This is a genomic window from Grimontia kaedaensis (genome assembly GCF_023746615.1).
GTDB lineage: Bacteria > Pseudomonadota > Gammaproteobacteria > Enterobacterales > Vibrionaceae > Enterovibrio > Enterovibrio kaedaensis.
The window spans coordinates 2,856,389-2,873,971 of the sequence record NZ_CP082275.1 but is presented as its reverse complement, the minus strand read 5'-3'; the positions used below and the strand labels follow the sequence as shown (position 1 = coordinate 2,873,971).

Sequence of the window (17,583 nt, the reverse complement as noted above, 5' to 3'; positions counted from 1 at the left end):
ACCCACTATGAAATCATCGATCATCGCGAAACTGGAAGCACTCAGTGAGCGCTATGAAGAAGTGCAACATTTGCTTGGCGATCCGGGAGTTATCTCCGATCAGGACCGTTTCCGTTCACTGTCGAAAGAGTACAGCCAGCTTGAAGAAGTGACCAAATGCTTCACTTCCTACAAACAAGCGGAAGAAGATCTGGAAGCGGCGCGGGAAATGGCGAACGAAGACGATCCTGAAATGCGCGAAATGGCGCAGGAAGAAGTAAAAGCAGCAAAGGCGGAAATTGAACGCCTAAGCGATGAGCTTCAGGTACTGTTGCTGCCAAAAGATCCTAACGATGAGCGTAACTGCTTCCTTGAGATCCGCGCGGGTGCGGGCGGTGATGAAGCAGCAATTTTTGCCGGTGACTTGTTCCGCAGCTACAGCCGCTTTGCTGAGAAGAAAGGCTGGCGTGTTGAAGTGGTTAACGCCAACCACGGTGAGCATGGCGGTTACAAAGAAATGATTGCCAAAGTCAGCGGTGAAGGTGCTTACGGTGTGATGAAGTTTGAGTCAGGCGGTCACCGCGTTCAGCGTGTTCCTGCTACTGAATCTCAAGGCCGTGTTCACACCTCAGCGTGTACTGTTGCTATCTTGCCGGAAATTCCAGAAGCAGAAATCCCGGAAATTAATCCGGCTGATCTGAAAATCGATACCTTCCGTTCATCAGGAGCGGGTGGTCAGCACGTTAACACCACTGACTCGGCAATCCGTATTACCCACTTGCCAACGGGCACCGTGGTGGAATGTCAGGACGAGCGTTCACAGCACAAGAACAAAGCCAAAGCGATGGCTGTTTTGGCGGCACGTTTGATCAAAGCAGAAGAAGAAAAACGTGCAGCTGAACAGGCGAGCACCCGCCGTAACTTGCTGGGTTCCGGTGACCGTTCAGACCGTATCCGTACCTACAACTACCCGCAAGGCCGAGTGTCTGACCACCGTATCAACCTGACGGTTTACCGTTTGGACGAAGTGATGGAAGGCGATCTGGATTCACTGATCCAGCCAATCATCCAAGAGTTCCAGGCAGACCAACTGGCGGCGCTGGCTGAGCAACACTAATGCCAATCAGCATTGAAAATGCGCTGCGTGATGCAGCGCTTTTGTTAGCAGAGCATCAAAGCCCTTCTCCGCGTATTGATGCCTCTGTGCTGCTCTGTCATGTCCTCGGTAAGCCAAGCAGTTATCTCTACACCTGGTCAGACAAAGCGCTGAGCGACGAAGAGGAAACTGTTTTTAACGCACTGCTCGAGCGTCGCAAAGTCGGCGAGCCTGTTGCTTACATCATTGGCTACCGTGATTTCTGGTCGCTACGTCTGAGCGTGGAGCCCAGCACTCTGATCCCAAGACCGGATACCGAAAGCTTGGTAGAGCTGGCATTGGAGCGCTTGCCACAAGGTGAAGGCTCTGTGTTGGATTTGGGCACAGGTACGGGCGCGATTGCGTTGGCGATTGCCAGTGAGCGCAAAGACATGGCCGTGACCGGTGTTGACCTTCGTGATGAGGCGGTTGCACTGGCTGAGCGCAACAAGGTTGAAAACGGCATCACCAATGCCCAATTTATGCAAAGCAGCTGGTTTGGCAATATACCTGAGCATCGCTTTGCCATGATTGTCAGCAACCCTCCGTATATTGACCCGGAAGACCCGCACCTTTCACAAGGTGACGTTCGCTTTGAACCGAAGTCTGCATTGATTGCGGATGACCACGGTTTAGCGGATATCCGTGTTATCTGTCAGCAGAGCCCTGAGTATCTGACAGATAATGGCTGGCTGCTTATCGAGCATGGCTACGATCAGGGCGAAGCGGTTCGCACGATTTTTTCTGAAGCAGGATTCAGTGATGTTGAGACGCAGCACGATTATGCTGGGCTGGATCGTGTTACCTTAGGGCGTTTTATTCGCTAAAACCCAAAACAATAAATCAAAAAGAGAGACCTACGGAATTATGTACGTTGCATTGAAGCATACTCACCTGATGTTTATCGCCCTGAGCGTGATCCTGTTTATCATCCGTTTTGCATGGCGCATGATGGACAGCAAAATGCTTGAGAAAAAATGGGTGAAGGTCGTCCCTCACGTGATTGATACCATTTTGCTGGGAACCGGTGTGGCACTGATTTTTGTCACCGGTTTCTATCCATTCACGCCTCAAGGGATGTGGATGACTGAAAAGCTGACGTGTGTTCTGGCATACATCGCTCTTGCTTTTGTTGCCATGAAATACAGTCAGGGAACCATGTTCCGACTCTTTGCTTTCTTTGGTGCTTTAGGTTGGGTATTTGCCGCCGCTAATTTGGCTATCACCAAAACACCACAGCTGTTGGGGTAAAAATGATCGGTTTTACTGACCAGGAATTAGACGAGCTTACTTTGGTAGAAGGTGCGCTTGCACTGAATGCTGCTATTGATCCGGCGACATCCATGCATTGGGTTCGGGCAGAGCTCGAACGGCTGGCAAAGGACGCTGAACATCTGTTGGCTGGAGAAGCTAACGATGAATTGAGGCTGGAAGGTCTGCTGCGTCTGTTCTACAAAGAATGGGGCTTCAAAGGCGATTTCGAACAGTACTTTTCGTCTGAAAATGCTTTTTTAGATAAAGTGCTGGAGCGTCGCAAAGGCATTCCAGTGAGTCTGGGCGCAATCTTCGTGTTTTTCGCAGATCGCCTCGATTTACCGGTTGAGCCAGTCGGCTTTCCGACCCAACTTGTTTTGAAAGTAGATTGGTTACACCGCGAGCCGCAATACATCAACCCGTTTGATGGCGAGTTTCTGTCTGAACGTGTATTACGCGGCTGGCTAGTGGGCAAAGAAGGCCCAACGGCTCAGCTTGAAGAAGAACATCTTGAGGTCTCGGACAACCCGACTTTGATTGGCCGCTGGCTGGCGGTGATCAAAAGTGCACTGCTTCGTGAAGAAAACTACGCGATGGCACTTCGCTGCAGTGAACTTGCGCTGACATTTAGTCCGGATGATCCTTATGAAATCCGCGACCGTGGTTATATTTTCCAGCAATTGAAATGCGACTGGGTCGCCGCGGAAGACTATGAATACTTTATCGCTCAGTGCCCGGATGATCCGGCGGCTGAGCTCCTGAAACTGCAGGTCAAAGTGTTGACTGCAGAAGCTCCTATTTTCCACTAATCAGGAAGTCACCATGACAACACAAAAAACGGTTCAGATTGGCGATATTCAAGTTGCTAACGACAAGCCATTTGTTCTTTTTGCCGGGATGAATGTGTTGGAATCTCGCGATCTGGCGATGCAGATCTGTGAGCACTATGTAGAAGTGACCCAGAAGCTGGGCATTCCATACGTGTTTAAGGCGTCTTTTGACAAAGCAAACCGCTCTTCTGTGCATTCTTACCGTGGCCCAGGTCTGGAAGAAGGCATGAAGATTTTCCATGAGCTGAAAGACACCTTTGGCGTGAAAATTATCACTGACGTTCATACTGAAGCGCAGGCGCAGCCAGTGTCTGAAGTGGTTGACGTTATCCAGCTTCCTGCGTTCCTTGCTCGCCAAACCGATCTGGTTGAAGCAATGGCGAAAACCGGCGCAGTGATCAACGTGAAAAAACCTCAGTTCATGAGCCCTGGTCAGGTAGGAAACATCGTTGATAAGTTCGCTGAGTGTGGCAACGAAAACATCATCCTCTGTGAGCGTGGCTCATGCATGGGTTATGACAACCTCGTTGTCGACATGCTGGGCTTTGACGTGATGAAGAAGGCGAGCAATGGCAGCCCAATCATCTTTGACGTGACTCACTCACTGCAATGCCGCGATCCTCTGGGCGCTGCATCTGGCGGTCGTCGTGAGCAAACCGTTGATTTGGCGCGCGCTGGTCTGGGTACCAAGATTGCGGGCCTGTTCATTGAAGCGCACCCGGATCCAGACAACGCACGTTGTGATGGCCCGTCAGCACTGCCTTTGGACAAACTGGAGCCGTTCCTGAAGCAAATGAAAGCACTGGACGATCTGGTGAAAAGCTTCGACGATCTGAACATCCGTTAAGGATTGAATGTCAGAGAGATAAAAGAAAGCCGGCGCATGCTCCGGCTTTTTCGTGTCTGGGATTTGATGTCCGAACGTTATAACCTGAATCTGGCCAGTTCGTCATTGAGCTGACGAGACAGGCTCGAAAGCGCCGTCGCCTGTTCTGTTGCATGATTGGCTTCGTCAGCCAACTCATCCGATGCATTGCGCACCGCTTCCGTGTTGCGTGTGATTTCTGCGGTCACCAAAGATTGCTCTTCAGCAGCAGAAGCAATCTGTGTCGCCATGTCGCTAATTGTCGATACCGAAGTGGTGATTTGCGATAAACTGTTGGTCGCAAAGTTAGCGTCTTCCACGCTGGTCGTCGCCAGATGACGACTGTCTTCCATGATTTTCACTGCTGACTGAGTAGTGTTTTGCAGCGTTTCAATCGTCGCCTGAATTTCGCGGGTCGAGTTGTGTGTACGTTGGCTCAATACGCGGACTTCGTCGGCAACCACGGCAAAGCCTCGGCCTTGTTCACCGGCACGTGCTGCTTCAATCGCCGCATTCAGCGCCAGCAGGTTGGTTTGCTCGGCAATATCCTGAATGGTGGAAAGAATAGAGTTGATGCTCTGAGTGTGGGAGTCCAGCTCCGCTATCACGCTGGTGGCAGATTCCACTTCCGTAGACAGGTTACCGATGGATTGCTGGCTTTGGTTCACCTGCGTGGCGCCTTCCTCTGAGCAGCCTACAGCTTGCTTGGAAAGCTCAGCGGTGTTTTCTGCGCTGCCTGCGATCTCTTGGGTTGCCGCGGCCATTTGGTTAATCGCCGTTGCCACCATATTGATCTCATCCTGCTGACCGCGGATGCGGGTGCTGCGGATACTTGCTTGCTCGGCGGCGTGGGTTGCCTGTTCAGAGAGCGATTCACCGACACTCTTCAGGTGCGTCACCATGGTGTGCATGTTGGCAACGAAGGTGTTGAAGTTATGCGCCAGTTGGCCGACTTCATCGTTGCTGTGTGGTGTCAGGCGCTGGGTGAGGTTTGCATCGCCGCTGGCAATCTCTTCCATGGCCTTTGACACACGGATGAGGTCGCGGAAAAGTGCGTTCACCAGCCATGCTGACAGTGCCAGTACGGCGAGTGTGACAGCAAAGCTTGTCAGAACCAGGGTCATGACTGCTGAGTTATGTGATGAAAGCTCCGTGTCCATATCCACTTCAATACCAATAATCCAATTGGCTTCCGGCAGCTCAGTAAAGAAATAAGCCTTTTCCGTACCATTGAGAGGGCTATTGAGCAGGCTTCTCTCAACCATAGCTTCGCGCACGGCAGATTGGTTCAGTGCAGGGTTATACTGAGTTAGCGGTTTACCGTTCAGTGAGGCATTGTTATGAGCAATCAAGGTGCCATCTGCTGCGAACAGCATCCCGAAGGCATTTTTTCCAAAATTGAATTGAGACAGGTCGCCGACAATCTTTTGGAGGCTGATATCGCCACCTAGCACGCCTTTGAGTTTCCCGTTTTGATAGACAGGAGTCGCCAGCGTCACCATGGTTTCGCCGGTCAGGGCGTCGCGATACGGGGCAGTAAAGATTGTTTTGTTTTCACGCATCGCTTCGATGTACCAAGGACGCTGTCGCGGATCGATATCAACGCTGGCACCGTTTGCGAGTGCCAGTGAACCGTTGGTCTGAGCGAAGAAAGTCATCGAAAAGTTACCGGAAATCTGAAGCATCGCCAGTGCATTAATTTCATCATTATGGGGCAGCGTTTCCACATAGCCTTGCATCGCTACATCGTGGGCTTCCAGCCAGTTGGCAAAGCCTACGCGAGCAACTTGAGACATGCTTTCTACTCGGTTTTCTAAGCCTTGATGAGTTTGGGTTGATAATTGGTTAGCAGCCAAGAAAGACAGGATAGTTGCCATCGCCACCACGGCGACGAGGCAGGTGCCTATCAGCTTCTGCTTGAGAGTCAGCGTCATGTTACATTCCTTGCATCGAACTCTTTGATAAATAGAGGTGGGTTGTGCTGAGATTTTTTATTTTTCGCACAACATTCCGTATCGGCCTGACGAGAGGTTGCTTTAGGGGAAATGCGTAGTTTTTTACTGTCTTAAGCTAAGAGAATGTGAGCTTGCTTCAGCAGTGATGACAGGGTTAAGAAGGTTAGAATAATCGCGCTGTCGGTGAAGGCTAGGGAAAGGGTATCTCAGCTGTTACAAATTAGCCTGGACGTTTAGACGTCTATTTGTTGACGCTCTTTCGCTTTAAGATTACCCTGCGTTTCACTTCACAAAAAATATGCAACACAACATGACACAGAAGAAAATCAATATCGCGCCATCGGCGTTAGCACTTTTGCCCTTTGGGCTTTTCCTGTGCCTGTTTATAGGTACGGGCATTTACTTTTCGACCCAGAATATCGAATTCGCCTTTTACCAACTTCCGGCACCGATTGCGGTATTGCCAGCCATCATGCTGGCAGTGCTGATGAGCAAAGAAAAGCTCAATAACGCAATTGGTCAATTTATTGAAGGCGTCTCCCATCGCGATATTACTGCGATGTGTCTGATTTACCTTTTGGCTGGCGCTTTCTCTGCGGTAGCAAAAGCAACTGGCGGTGTGGATGCTACCGTCAATTTAGGTCTGGCCATTCTTCCTTCCAGCTTTATTTTGCCGGGCCTGTTTTTGATTTCTGCATTTATCGCAACAGCAATGGGTACCTCAATGGGCACCATCGCTGCGGTCGCGCCTGTGGCTTTAGGCATTGCTAATACGACAGGTATCGATGCGGCTCTGATGGCAGGTGTAGTGCTGAGCGGTGCGATGTTTGGTGACAACCTTTCTATTATTTCAGATACCACAATCGCAGCGACGCGCTCTCAGGGCTGTCACATGAAAGACAAGTTTCGTGAGAACGTGAAAATTGCGGTACCTGCAGCTCTGGTGGCGCTGGTGATTTTCTTCTTTGCCAATGAAGTGACCCAAGCACCGGTTGCCGGTGAAATCGATTGGCTGGCAGTGTTGCCTTACCTGACCATTCTTGTGTTGGCTGTTTATGGCATGAATGTGTTTGTTGTTCTGACCATCGGTATCTTGTTTGCGGGTATTGTTGGTATGGCGCAGACGGCAGATTACAGCGTGATGGCATTCAGTCAGGACATCTACAAAGGCTTTGGCAACATGCAGGAGATCTTTCTGCTATCGCTGCTGATTGGTGGTTTGGCCGAGCTGATGCGTCAGCAGGGCGGCTTGGCGTTTGTAACAGATAAACTGAGCAAACTGATCCTGTCCCGTGCGGACAAAGAGACTGACAAAGGCTCTCCTCGTGCAAGTGAAGCGGGTATTGCTGCGCTGGTCAGCATGACGAACCTTTGTACCGCGAACAACACCGTTGCAATTATCGTAGCGGGTGGCGTGGCAAAAGAGCTGGCTACCCAGCATGATGTTGAACCAAAACGCAGCGCTAGCTTACTGGATATTTTTTCCTGTGTGGTTCAGGGCGTTTTGCCATACGGTGCGCAAGCGTTGCTGCTTGGCTCTATTTTTGAGCTGTCTCCATTGAGTGTTGTGAGTCAGTCGTATTACTGCTTTTTACTGGCCGTATCGGCGGCATTCGCGATATTACGAAGCAGAAAGCTTAAGACACGTTTCTGAGTCGTTATACACCTCAATTGTGGTCGATTTGTCTGCAGTTGAGGTGTTATTCGGTGATCCATGCGTCACTTTGCCTCCACCTATCTTTGATACCCAAACGAACTATTTAAACTACCCTGTGAAAAAAGCGGTTTTGTGTTTGCGCTGACATCAATTCGGCGCGGCTTTCGCTTCGCAGTAATAACGAATATAGGTATCACAATGAAAGAACGCCTCTCTTTAAAACTAGCCATTAGTACTGCGTTACTTGCCTCAGTGGCAGGCTGTTCAACCACCACTGAAACAACCGAAGTTGTACCAGGTTGGCAACCAGATACCACTTATAAAGTGACCATTCTTCATACTAACGATAACCACGGTCGCTTCTGGCACAACCGCCACGGCGAGTATGGCATGGCTGCGCGTAAAACGCTGATCGACAACTTACGCGATGAAGCCGAAGCTCAAGGTGCAGCAGTGCTGCTTCTGTCTGGTGGTGATATCAATACCGGTGTTCCTGAGTCTGATCTGCAAGATGCAGAACCTGACTTCAAAGGCATGACCATGATCGGTTATGACGCGATGGCTTTGGGTAACCATGAATTCGATAACCCGCTGGATGTGCTTGAGCAGCAAATGGAGTGGGCTGATTTCCCAATGTTGTCAGCAAACATCTATGACAAAGCTACTGGCGAGCGTAAATATCAGGCTTACCAAATGTTTGAGCGCAACGGCTTGCGTATTGCGGTTATTGGTCTGACAACAGAAGACACCGCGAAAATCGGCAACCCAGAGTTTATCGGTGAGTTGGACTTCCGTGACCCGAAAGAAGAAGCGAAAAAGCTGATTGCTGAACTGGAAGAAACCGAGAACCCTGACGTCATCATCGCTGCAACGCACATGGGCCACTATGAAGATGGCCGGCGTGGTATCAATGCTCCCGGTGATGTGGCACTGGCTCGCTACCTGAATGAAGGCTCGCTGGACATGATTGTGGGTGGTCACTCACAAGAGCCTGTTTGTATGGAAGGCCCGAACATGTACAACAAGTCTTTCAAGCCGGGCGACGAGTGTAAGCCAGACAACCAAAACGGCACCTGGATTGTTCAGGCGCATGAGTGGGGCAAGTACGTGGGTAAAGCGGACTTTGAATTCCGCAACGGTGAACTGAACCTGGTGTCTTACGACCTTATCCCAGTGAACCTGAAGAAGAAAATCAAGGTTAACGGTGAGAAGAAACGAGTCTTCATCCAGAACGAAATTCCTAAGGACAAAGCGCTGTATGACTTCCTGAAACCTTATCAGGACAAAGGTCAGGAACAATTGAACGTGAAAATTGCAGAAACCAATGGTCATCTGCAAGGTGAGCGTAACGTGGTTCGCTTCCAGCAAACTAATCTGGGTCGTTTGATTGCAGCAGCGCACAAAGACCGTGCGAAAGCTGATTTCTCGGTAATGAACTCCGGTGGTGTGCGTGCGTCAATCGAAGAAGGTGATGTGACCTACAAAGATGTGCTGACCGTTCAGCCATTTGCGAACATGGTGACTTACACCGACATGAGCGGTGCAGAAGTGCTTGATTATTTGAAGGAAGTGGCAACCAAGCCAGTTGACTCAGGTGCTTACGCGCAGTTCTACGGCATCTCAATGACAGTGTCACCTGATGGCGTGAGTGATGTTGTGATTGGCGGTGAGCCGCTGGATGCAAACAAAACTTACCGCTTTACCGTACCTAGCTACAACGCAGCTGGCGGTGATGGTTACCCGAAACTGACTGACCATCCTGGCAACGTGAACACCGGTTTTGTGGATGCAGAAGTACTGAAGGATTACCTGGAGAAAAACTCGCCAATTGATGTGAACAAGTACGTGCCAAACGGCGAAATTACTTACAAGTAATCACACTATTCCCTCGCGAGGAAACTCGCGATAGAGATAAAAAGGCACTGGTGACAGTGCCTTTTTTTGTGTCATTATCAGCGGGATAGTAGCCCTGAATTCAGCAAGGTTTTCAGTCTAAGCAAACACAGAGAGAAAGGATATGACACCGGCAATTACACTGGCGGAAAAATCGGGGATTCATTTTCATGTTCACAGTTACGATCATGATCCGAACAACACCAACTTCGGGTTAGAAGCGGCAAGTGTGATGGGGCAAGACCCGGCACGTGTCTTTAAAACCCTGCTTTTTGCAATGAACGGTGACCCGAAAAAGCTGGCTGTTGCGATTGTGCCGGTTTCCGGCCAGTTGGACTTAAAAGCAGCGGCGAAAGCGGCAGGCGCAAAGAAAGCCGAAATGGCGAACCCAACCATCGCAGAAAAGACGACAGGTTATGTGGTCGGTGGCATTAGCCCGCTTGGGCAAAAAAGGTGTTTACCGACGCTTTTGGATGATACGGCTCAAGCCTTTGAAACCATTTATGTCAGCGCGGGCAAACGCGGCCTTGAAATTGAACTTTCTCCCTCAGATTTACTCTCACTGACACAAGGAAAATTTGCCGCGATCGGCAAGGAGGGGTAGTTCATGCGCAAGAGTTGGTGGGTATTCATTATGTTGGGTTTACCTCTGACGGCCTTTGCTGGAAAAGAACATTCTGCATTGATGGCATGCTACAAAGCATCTGAGACAAACGTTGAAGTCACTGCCTGCCTGGATAATCACTGGAAGGTGGCACAGGATGCATTGAATAAAACCGAAACTGCGCTCAGAGCACATTTTACGAAGCTGGATGAAGTATCATCGGCATCTGATGCGCTACCTATGATCACGAGCGCAATGGAAGGGTTCCAGTACTGGCGCGAAAACCAGTGCAAAATGGTAGAGGCAAGTTATGCCTCCGGCTCTGGCAGTGGGCAGGGATACCTCAACTGTATGATTGAACTGACGAATGAACAGATCATTCGTTTAAATAGCCTGATGGGCGTGAAAGGAGGCGCTAAGTGACAATTTCCGTATGGCTGGGTCTGGCACTGGTGTGTATTTTGGGGGCAGTTTCCCCTGGGCCTAGTCTCGTGGTGATGATGCGACACAGCCTGGCTGGTGGTCGTTTACATGGCATTGTTGCTGCGTGGTCACATGCATTAGGTGTTGGCTTCTACGCCCTGTTAACCCTCCTTGGTCTGGCTGTTATCCTCAAAGAGTCTCCAACGCTTTTTACTGCTATCGCCTATGCGGGTGCCGCGTATCTCGCTTGGCTAGGTATTAAATCCCTGCGTGCTAAAGGTGGTGTGGCAGCCAAGTTGGAAAAAGGCGAGAAAACCACTCTGTGGGAAGCAGCGCGCGATGGTGCCATGATTTCAGTTCTTAACCCGAAGCTAGCACTTTTCTTTCTCGCATTGTTCAGTCAGTTTGTAGCGATTGGCACTGATACGTTCAGCCGTGCAGTGATTGTGCTGACCCCTTTTGTGATTGATGGCCTTTGGTACACCATAGTGACATTGGTGCTTTCTTCTCCACGTATGCTGGAAAAACTGAAGCAAAAAGCCGTGCTGATTGATCGCCTGTGCGGCATCGTGTTGATAGGCCTTGCGGTTCGGGTCGTTGTCACCCTATAGGTATCGTTGAGACAAAAAACAGGAGCCATCGGCTCCTGTTTTCGTTGATGAGATAGAAGATTAACTCCGACGGTTAAGATGTCGCTCCCGCGTCTCCAGTTTCTTTTCCTGACTCTTTTTAATCATCACATAGACTGCGCCGGTACCACCTTGATGACGCTGGGCGGAGTGGAAACATTGCACGTCAGTGATCTGTTCCAGCCACTGGCAGACATAGCTTTTCATCATGGCGGGAGGGTTAGAGCGTTCGCCTTTTCCGTGCACAATGATCACCGAGCGAATGTCCATGCGTTGGCATTGTTTCAGAAAGCGCAGGATTTCATCTCTGGCATCTTTCAGGGTGTATTTGTGCAGGTCCAGTCGGGCATGAATGTCATATTTACCCAGACGGAGTTTTCGAAATACGCCATCCTGAACACCAGGGCGCTTGAAAGCCACGATATCGTCAGGCTTGAGCATCTTGGCGTAATCAATGGAAAGATACTCAGGATCACCCTCAGAGAGGCTTTGAGCTGCAAGCTGACGTGCCAGCTGAGCTTCAGTCGGTTTATGTGATTGTTGGGAGTTATCGACCGTATCGTGCTTGATAGGCGCGACATCTGCCATCATCTCCCGAAATAAGTCGAACTCGTTGTTGCCGTTCATAGTCGTTACGGGTTGTTGGAGCATGGTTTGAGTATAACGGCAAACAATTCGGAGGTCTCGTAGGAAGTGTTAGTGGCATTTAATACTCTGATTATTATGATGAATGAAATCGCTAGTTTGGTGTTTGTCGACCAACATTGAGCAATAAAAACGCGAAGCAACGAGTGCTGCTTCGCGTTATGAATAAAAAGAAGCCGAAGTGCGTTGCTGCCTTCGGCGTAAGCAACCAAGTCTACATTTAACTGGTTTAAGGGAATTATTGTGTTTCTGGCTCTTTCATCGCTTTGTAGACAAAGAACCCTGCCATGAAGCTAATCATGCCCAAGGCAACAAAAATGACAATCATTGAGGAGAGGCCAATTGCGTTGCCGAAAAGTAGGTCTAACCAGAATTCCATTTTTGTATTTCCTATGTCTGTGAAAGTTAAGACTAGGTTGCCAATTGGTGAAAGAATCAACGATGATCCAGATCAAGTGAAGCTCGTGTTAGTGGCACGTGACAATTCAAGTGTGTGTGTTGTCGCAATTTATTCTGGATTGGTGATCCTTTGAGCGAACGGTTCGTACCACGCAAAAATCCTGATAAAACACTTGTGTCTTAAGCGTGGATGAGTAATATAACCAACCTCTGAGACGCACAGCGAATCAGCATTGTCGGTGAATAGCGCAGTTTGGTAGCGCATCTGGTTTGGGACCAGAGGGTCGGGGGTTCGAATCCCTCTTCACCGACCACTCTTTCAAATCTTGAGCAACACGCTTGAGTAATATCGTCGGTAAATAGCGCAATTTGATGGCGCATCCGGCTCTTGAGAATAGCGGACCAGAGGGTCACCCTCTAACAACGGAATCTCAAGATATAAAATATATGTTCGGTGAATAGCGCAGTTTGGTAGCGCATCTGGTTTGGGACCAGAGGGTCGGGGGTTCGAATCCCTCTTCACCGACCACTTTTCAAGACTCGAGCGATAAGCTTGAGCAATATTGTCGGCGAATAGCGCATCTTGATGGCGCATCCGGCTCTTGAGAATAGAGGACCAGAGGGTCACCCTCTAATAAGGGAATCTCAAGATACAAAACATATATTCGGTGAATAGCGCAGTTTGGTAGCGCATCTGGTTTGGGACCAGAGGGTCGGGGGTTCGAATCCCTCTTCACCGACCACTCTTCGAAGCCTCGCAGCAATGCGGGGCTTTTTCGTTTTGACCATTTTGAATCATCCAGGAAATGTTGTAGCAACTAAGGCTATTTTCCCTTTGTTGGGGTGCAATTGTAACAAACACCTATCCGCACTCTGTACCATCTCCAGTTTGCGGTAAACTACCCCCCGAGATTCTGGCTTTACCGCAGTAAGGAAAAGGGTATGAGAAAATCTATTGTCATCTGGTTTATTCTGTTGTTTCTGGTCTCAATGATTGTGACTCAGGTACTGGTGAGCGGCTGATTTAGCCGCTCATGGAATCGCCGGGATTTCGCAATCAACCTTTTCACCCTGCGTTAAGAGTTTTACGTCGAAACCGGCTTTTTCCAGCAGTGTCAGCACACCTTCTTTGCCATAAAGGTGCAATGCACCGACAACCATCACGTAACTCCCTTTTTCAAACCGCGATTTGTCAGTGAGGGCTTCCAGCCAGTTGTGGTTACGCTCATCAATCAGTTGACGTTCGAACTCTCCTGCGCCGCTCATGACCGTTACCATTTCTTCCATTTTCGCACCGTCACCATACTGCCAGGCATCAATCAGACAGGGCATAAACTCTTTGGAGAGTTCCCAGTAATCCAGAGTGTCTGTCAGTAGCTCCAAACCATCCTTATCTGCATTGGCCAGCAAGTCGACTTGCTGTTGTACGGTTTCCAGTGGGATCACTGGTACAGAATGCTTCTGGCTTCGAGAGAGGAAATACAGGTCAATGCCCAGCAGTTGTTGGAGTTCCAACTGATTGATTTGGTAAAGCTGGAGCGCCATGGCTGCCTGCCACGGAGGAAGGTTAAGCAGTACGTTTGATGGTGTACCAGTCTCTGCTGCAATTTGCTCGAGAGTCTCTTTCTGGGCGTTTGTCAGGTACGAGGCTGAAGACTTTCCTTTGGGAATGGAAATAGATTTATCGTTGATGATATCGGCTTCTACGATAAGACCATCGGCAGATTCGAATCTACTGATCATGACCTCGGGAAGAGGGTAGAACTCCGGCTTGCCAGCGTGTACAGAGCCCATGATAGTAAAGGAAAGGTCGCCTTTTTGCGCTTGCCAGACTTGAGGGGCAGCAAAAGATAATGCGCTAAAAAGCAGCGAGAAAAGCAGGGTAGTAATGCGGTACATGAAGCCTCCATACTGTTGAAATTCCAGTATGGAGGCTTCACCATCAATTGTCAGTCTTTGTTGTGGCTGTTAAAGACGACTGTCATACCGCTTTTCGAGAAGCCAACGACATCATATGGGTCTTTCTGGTCGCCATATTCCATGCCCGGTGAACCCACTGGCATCCCTGGTACTGCAAGACCGGCCAGCTTTGGTTTTTGCTCCAGGAAGGCTTTTACATCGCTTGCTGGGATGTGCCCTTCAAACAGGTAACCGTCGATAACAGTGGTGTGGCACGAAGCGAGCTCTGGCTTAATACCAAGCTTCATCTTAATTGGGTTCATGTTCACATGTTCTTCGGACTTCATTTCAAAGCCGTTATCTTCCATGTGCTTTACCCACTCTTTACAGCAACCACAATACGGAGATTTGTAAGTCATACCAGAAGCAGCAAACACGCTGGTGGATAGCAGCGCAAACGACAGTGCAGCAAGTTTAGATTTCATCATTTTCTCCTTGATGTTATCCCCGGGCGATGAAACCAACCCGGGGCGAATGCCTGTTGCGTAGTCGCAAACAGCGTAAAATTAGACGGCGTTTAATTTTTCTTTTCCGCCAGCCAGAACCACCAGATGATGGCTCCGATCAGTCCAAACCCAACAAGATTAACCAACATGGTTTCCTCCTTGAGGTGGTTTAAACCAGCGCAGTCGGTTGGCATTACTCACGACAGTAATCGACGATAAAGCCATGGCCGCGCCTGCAACAACTGGACTCAGCAGTGCGCCGGTGAGGGGATATAACACACCCGCAGCAATCGGAATACCCAGAGAATTGTAAACAAATGCACCAAAGAGATTTTCCTTCATATTGCGAAGGGTTGCTTTGGACAGTGTTAGCCCATCAGTGGCGGCATCGATTGAGTGACGCATCAGCGTCATCTGGGCGCTTTCAATGGCTACATCACTGCCACTGCCTATGGCAATCCCAACTTGGGCTTTAGCTAGTGCTGGCGCATCATTGATGCCATCACCAATCATGGCGACTTTCTTGCCTTCGCTTTGCAGGCGAGTGACTACATCCGCTTTACCGTCTGGCAAAACCCCTGCAATCACATTCTCAATCCCGGCCAGTTTGGCAATGGCCTTGGCCGTATCCGGGTGATCACCGGTGAGCATCACCACCTCATAGCCCAAAGCCTTTAGACGTTTTACTGCGCTGGCAGAATCTGAACGCAATGGGTCGCTGATACCAATAAGACCAAGAAGCTCAGTGCGTGTTGCCAGATATACAGCGGTTTCCCCGCGTTCTGCTTGTTGCTTGGCTGCAGCCTGGCCGTCTTCCACCGCAATGCCTTTTTCAGCCATCAGGCGGGCGTTACCCAGAAAATAAGTGTCGCCATCAATGTTGGCACTCAGACCTTTTCCTGGAATACCTTCAAAGCTCGATACTGATGCAAGGGCAATGTCTTTACCTTTTGCTGCATCCAGCACAGCTTTTGCCAGTGGGTGTTCAGAGCCCTGTTCAAGGCTTGCCGCGATACGTAACAACTCCTCTTCTGGCAATGTAAGGCTAATAATCGACGTCACTTGCGGCTTACCTTCGGTCAGCGTACCGGTTTTATCCAGTACCACAGTGTCGACCGACGCTGCATGTTGCAATGCCTCTGCATCACGAATGAGCACACCAAGTTCTGCTGCACGACCAACGCCAGTTGTGACAGACATTGGCGTTGCCAAACCAAGCGCACAAGGACAGGCGATGATCAGCACATTGGTCGCGGTGACCAGCATAAAGCTGAGCTTCGGATCAGGGCCAAAGTTGTACCAGCCAAGCGCTGTCAGAATGGCAATGATCATAACGGTCGGAACAAATATGGCCGAGATAGAATCCGCCATGCGTGCCAGCGCCGGTTTGCTGCTTTGTGCCTGACGCACCAACTGAATAATGCGTGACAGCATGGTGTCGCTACCGATGCCGGTGGCTTTAAACAGCAGACTACCGTTTTGGTTCACGGTACCGGCATGCAGCGTTTCACCTGAGGTTTTGCGTACGGCAAGCGGCTCGCCAGTCAGCATGGATTCATCGACATAGCTTTCGCCGTCTTCAACCACACCATCAACCGGAATTTTTGAGCCGGGTTTCACCCTGAGCATCATGCCTGCTTGCACGGCTGCCAGTGGAACTTCTCGCTCCTGACCGTTTTCAACGACCAGTGCGGTTGGTGGTTGTAGGTCGAGTAAGTGATCCAGCGCTTTAGATGTCGAGGCCCGCGCTTTGGCTTCAATAGCATGACCGAGCGTCACCAAGCCCAGAATCATGGCTGTAGCTTCGAAGTACACATGACGCGCTTGTGCAGGGAAAAGGTCTGGCGCAAACACCACGGCAACAGAGTAAAGCCAGGCAGATCCCGTACCCAAGGCGACTAGGGTATCCATGGTCGCGCGATGATGGCGTGCCGCTTTCACAGCATTCACGAAGAAATGTTTACCCGCGGTGCACAGAAGTGCGAAGGTCAGAAGGCCGATGATGCCCCAGCCGATCTGGCTAGTGGTGCTTTCAATGGTCATTGAACCGCCGAGCAGTCCCCATGCCATCAGTGGTGCACCTAAGCCCAGAGATAACCAAGTGTTGCGTTTGTGTTCTGCAAGTTGTGCGGCATGCATGGCTGCCTGATGCTCACGGCGAGTCTCTTCGCTTTCGCTTACTTCTGCGCCATAGCCTGCGGCTTCTACCGCTTTGATGATGACGTCGGCGTCGGCTTCTCCGGACACTAACGCAGTGCGCTCAGCCAAGTTTACGTTGACCGCCATTACACCGGTTACGCCTTTTATCGCGCCTTCTACGGATGACACACAGCTCGCGCAGGTCATGCCGGAAAGAATAAATTGCAGGGAAGCTGAATTTGAACTCAACGGCGGTTCGGAAGGAGTATCATCGAGCGCAACTTCTGGCGCTGCTGTGATTTCTGGTGCGTGTGTGGTTTTGCTCTGGGCTTTAGCGACCTGATAACCCGTAGCATTAACGATGGCTGTCAATTCTTCCCGTGTCAGCGCGCTGTTGATGGTGGCTTCGGTCTTACTCACATCAGCAAGAAAAACCTTTGGTGAAGCTTCAAAAGCGGCTTTCAGTTTGGCAACACAGCGTCCACAGCTTAGCCCTGCCAAAGGAAGTGCCGTGGTCTCTCCCGCCTGATAACCCAGTGATTCAACTGCACTGATGACGGCACTTAAAGGCGCATCTGCGTTGATCGTCAGGGAGGTTTTGTCTACTTCTACTGCAGACACGCCCTCGATAGACTCAACGGCACTTTTCACTTTACGTGCACAACCCATGCAGTTAAGTCCTGACAAGGGGAGCGTGATAAATGTGGCGGCTTCTTTGCCTTCCTCTTGAGTGTTCAGTTCTGTATCTGTCATATCGATACCTATAAATTT

At 50.0% G+C, this 17,583-nt stretch carries 16 protein-coding genes and 3 tRNA genes; 13 read left to right on the top strand and 6 right to left on the bottom strand.

The window, feature by feature from the left end; translation table 11 throughout:
* Positions 1-7 precede the first annotated feature (7 nt).
* The 5 genes from prfA to kdsA are packed head-to-tail and all read left to right on the top strand — an operon-like array spanning position 8 to position 4,045.
* Positions 8-1,096, top strand: coding sequence for a peptide chain release factor 1 (gene prfA, locus K6Q96_RS13025; RefSeq protein ID WP_251876287.1), 1,089 nt, complete (start codon positions 8-10; stop codon positions 1,094-1,096).
* Positions 1,096-1,941, top strand: coding sequence for a peptide chain release factor N(5)-glutamine methyltransferase (gene prmC / locus K6Q96_RS13020; RefSeq protein ID WP_251876285.1), 846 nt, complete (start codon positions 1,096-1,098; stop codon positions 1,939-1,941). The genes prfA and prmC overlap by 1 nt, the downstream gene beginning before the upstream one ends.
* A 40-nt stretch (positions 1,942-1,981) precedes the next feature.
* A complete protein-coding gene (locus K6Q96_RS13015) occupies positions 1,982-2,365 on the top strand; it encodes a SirB2 family protein (RefSeq protein WP_251876283.1) in 384 nt (127 codons plus the stop codon).
* A 2-nt stretch (positions 2,366-2,367) separates the two neighbouring features.
* On the top strand, positions 2,368-3,177 hold the full coding sequence (locus K6Q96_RS13010; protein WP_251876282.1) for a SirB1 family protein: 810 nt from the start codon (positions 2,368-2,370) through the stop codon (positions 3,175-3,177).
* A 13-nt stretch (positions 3,178-3,190) separates the two neighbouring features.
* A complete protein-coding gene (kdsA, locus tag K6Q96_RS13005; protein WP_251876281.1) occupies positions 3,191-4,045 on the top strand; it encodes a 3-deoxy-8-phosphooctulonate synthase in 855 nt (284 codons plus the stop codon).
* Between the two features lie 77 nt (positions 4,046-4,122).
* On the opposite strand, the gene K6Q96_RS13000 is transcribed toward kdsA, so the two are convergent.
* A complete protein-coding gene (locus K6Q96_RS13000; protein WP_251876280.1) occupies positions 4,123-5,997 on the bottom strand; it encodes a methyl-accepting chemotaxis protein in 1,875 nt (624 codons plus the stop codon).
* 319 nt (positions 5,998-6,316) lie between these two features.
* Here K6Q96_RS13000 and K6Q96_RS12995 point away from each other — a divergent pair, with 319 nt between their 5' ends.
* The 5 genes from K6Q96_RS12995 to K6Q96_RS12975 all read left to right on the top strand — a co-directional run bounded on the left by K6Q96_RS12995 (position 6,317) and on the right by K6Q96_RS12975 (position 11,206).
* Entirely contained in the window at positions 6,317-7,672 is a 1,356-nt protein-coding gene (locus K6Q96_RS12995; RefSeq protein ID WP_434802147.1) for a Na+/H+ antiporter NhaC family protein, read from the top strand.
* 201 nt (positions 7,673-7,873) lie between these two features.
* Positions 7,874-9,550, top strand: a complete 1,677-nt coding sequence (gene ushA / locus K6Q96_RS12990; protein ID WP_251876278.1) for a bifunctional UDP-sugar hydrolase/5'-nucleotidase UshA — start codon at positions 7,874-7,876, stop codon at positions 9,548-9,550.
* 142 nt (positions 9,551-9,692) lie between these two features.
* Positions 9,693-10,172, top strand: a complete 480-nt coding sequence (gene ybaK, locus K6Q96_RS12985) for a Cys-tRNA(Pro) deacylase (RefSeq protein WP_251876277.1) — start codon at positions 9,693-9,695, stop codon at positions 10,170-10,172.
* 3 nt (positions 10,173-10,175) lie between these two features.
* The gene (locus K6Q96_RS12980; RefSeq protein WP_251876276.1) at positions 10,176-10,595 is read left to right on the top strand and encodes a lysozyme inhibitor LprI family protein; all 420 of its coding nucleotides are present in this window, start codon (positions 10,176-10,178) and stop codon (positions 10,593-10,595) included.
* Positions 10,592-11,206, top strand: coding sequence for a LysE family translocator (locus K6Q96_RS12975; RefSeq protein ID WP_002542392.1), 615 nt, complete (start codon positions 10,592-10,594; stop codon positions 11,204-11,206). The genes K6Q96_RS12980 and K6Q96_RS12975 overlap by 4 nt, the downstream gene beginning before the upstream one ends.
* A gap of 60 nt (positions 11,207-11,266) precedes the next feature.
* Here K6Q96_RS12975 and smrA read toward each other — a convergent pair whose 3' ends face one another.
* Entirely contained in the window at positions 11,267-11,851 is a 585-nt protein-coding gene (gene smrA, locus K6Q96_RS12970) for a DNA endonuclease SmrA (protein WP_251879647.1), read from the bottom strand.
* Between the two features lie 256 nt (positions 11,852-12,107).
* Positions 12,108-12,248 (bottom strand): DUF3149 domain-containing protein, encoded by a 141-nt coding sequence (locus K6Q96_RS12965; protein WP_251876275.1) that lies wholly within the window; start codon positions 12,246-12,248, stop codon positions 12,108-12,110.
* Positions 12,249-12,505: 257 nt separating this feature from the next.
* Between K6Q96_RS12965 and K6Q96_RS12960 the strand changes: the two genes are divergently transcribed.
* The 3 genes from K6Q96_RS12960 to K6Q96_RS12950 all read left to right on the top strand — a co-directional run bounded on the left by K6Q96_RS12960 (position 12,506) and on the right by K6Q96_RS12950 (position 13,011).
* Positions 12,506-12,582 (top strand) — tRNA-Pro (locus tag K6Q96_RS12960).
* A gap of 138 nt (positions 12,583-12,720) precedes the next feature.
* Positions 12,721-12,797 (top strand) — tRNA-Pro (locus tag K6Q96_RS12955).
* Between the two features lie 137 nt (positions 12,798-12,934).
* Positions 12,935-13,011: transfer RNA gene (locus tag K6Q96_RS12950), tRNA-Pro, on the top strand.
* A gap of 289 nt (positions 13,012-13,300) precedes the next feature.
* On the opposite strand, the gene K6Q96_RS12945 is transcribed toward K6Q96_RS12950, so the two are convergent.
* The 3 genes from K6Q96_RS12945 to K6Q96_RS12935 all read right to left on the bottom strand — a co-directional run bounded on the left by K6Q96_RS12945 (position 13,301) and on the right by K6Q96_RS12935 (position 17,565).
* Positions 13,301-14,167 (bottom strand): TraB/GumN family protein, encoded by an 867-nt coding sequence (locus K6Q96_RS12945; RefSeq protein WP_251876274.1) that lies wholly within the window; start codon positions 14,165-14,167, stop codon positions 13,301-13,303.
* Positions 14,168-14,217: 50 nt separating this feature from the next.
* On the bottom strand, positions 14,218-14,652 hold the full coding sequence (locus K6Q96_RS12940; protein WP_251879646.1) for a DUF411 domain-containing protein: 435 nt from the start codon (positions 14,650-14,652) through the stop codon (positions 14,218-14,220).
* A 159-nt stretch (positions 14,653-14,811) separates the two neighbouring features.
* Positions 14,812-17,565 (bottom strand): cation transporter, encoded by a 2,754-nt coding sequence (locus K6Q96_RS12935; RefSeq protein WP_251876273.1) that lies wholly within the window; start codon positions 17,563-17,565, stop codon positions 14,812-14,814.
* Between the last annotated feature and the right edge of the window lie 18 nt (positions 17,566-17,583).

Excerpts from the sequence above, each read along its gene's own strand:
- prfA (WP_251876287.1), top strand. The coding sequence starts at position 8 with ATGAAATCATCGATCATCGCGAAACTGGAAGCACTCAGTGAGCGCTAT.
- prmC (WP_251876285.1), top strand. The coding sequence starts at position 1,096 with ATGCCAATCAGCATTGAAAATGCGCTGCGTGATGCAGCGCTTTTGTTA.
- K6Q96_RS13015 (WP_251876283.1), top strand. The coding sequence starts at position 1,982 with ATGTACGTTGCATTGAAGCATACTCACCTGATGTTTATCGCCCTGAGC.
- K6Q96_RS13010 (WP_251876282.1), top strand. The coding sequence starts at position 2,368 with ATGATCGGTTTTACTGACCAGGAATTAGACGAGCTTACTTTGGTAGAA.
- kdsA (WP_251876281.1), top strand. The coding sequence starts at position 3,191 with ATGACAACACAAAAAACGGTTCAGATTGGCGATATTCAAGTTGCTAAC.
- K6Q96_RS13000 (WP_251876280.1), bottom strand. The coding sequence starts at position 5,997 with ATGACGCTGACTCTCAAGCAGAAGCTGATAGGCACCTGCCTCGTCGCC.
- K6Q96_RS12995 (WP_434802147.1), top strand. The coding sequence starts at position 6,317 with ATGCAACACAACATGACACAGAAGAAAATCAATATCGCGCCATCGGCG.
- ushA (WP_251876278.1), top strand. The coding sequence starts at position 7,874 with ATGAAAGAACGCCTCTCTTTAAAACTAGCCATTAGTACTGCGTTACTT.
- ybaK (WP_251876277.1), top strand. The coding sequence starts at position 9,693 with ATGACACCGGCAATTACACTGGCGGAAAAATCGGGGATTCATTTTCAT.
- K6Q96_RS12980 (WP_251876276.1), top strand. The coding sequence starts at position 10,176 with ATGCGCAAGAGTTGGTGGGTATTCATTATGTTGGGTTTACCTCTGACG.
- smrA (WP_251879647.1), bottom strand. The coding sequence starts at position 11,851 with ATGAACGGCAACAACGAGTTCGACTTATTTCGGGAGATGATGGCAGAT.
- K6Q96_RS12965 (WP_251876275.1), bottom strand. The coding sequence starts at position 12,248 with ATGGAATTCTGGTTAGACCTACTTTTCGGCAACGCAATTGGCCTCTCC.
- K6Q96_RS12945 (WP_251876274.1), bottom strand. The coding sequence starts at position 14,167 with ATGTACCGCATTACTACCCTGCTTTTCTCGCTGCTTTTTAGCGCATTA.
- K6Q96_RS12940 (WP_251879646.1), bottom strand. The coding sequence starts at position 14,652 with ATGAAATCTAAACTTGCTGCACTGTCGTTTGCGCTGCTATCCACCAGC.
- K6Q96_RS12935 (WP_251876273.1), bottom strand. The coding sequence starts at position 17,565 with ATGACAGATACAGAACTGAACACTCAAGAGGAAGGCAAAGAAGCCGCC.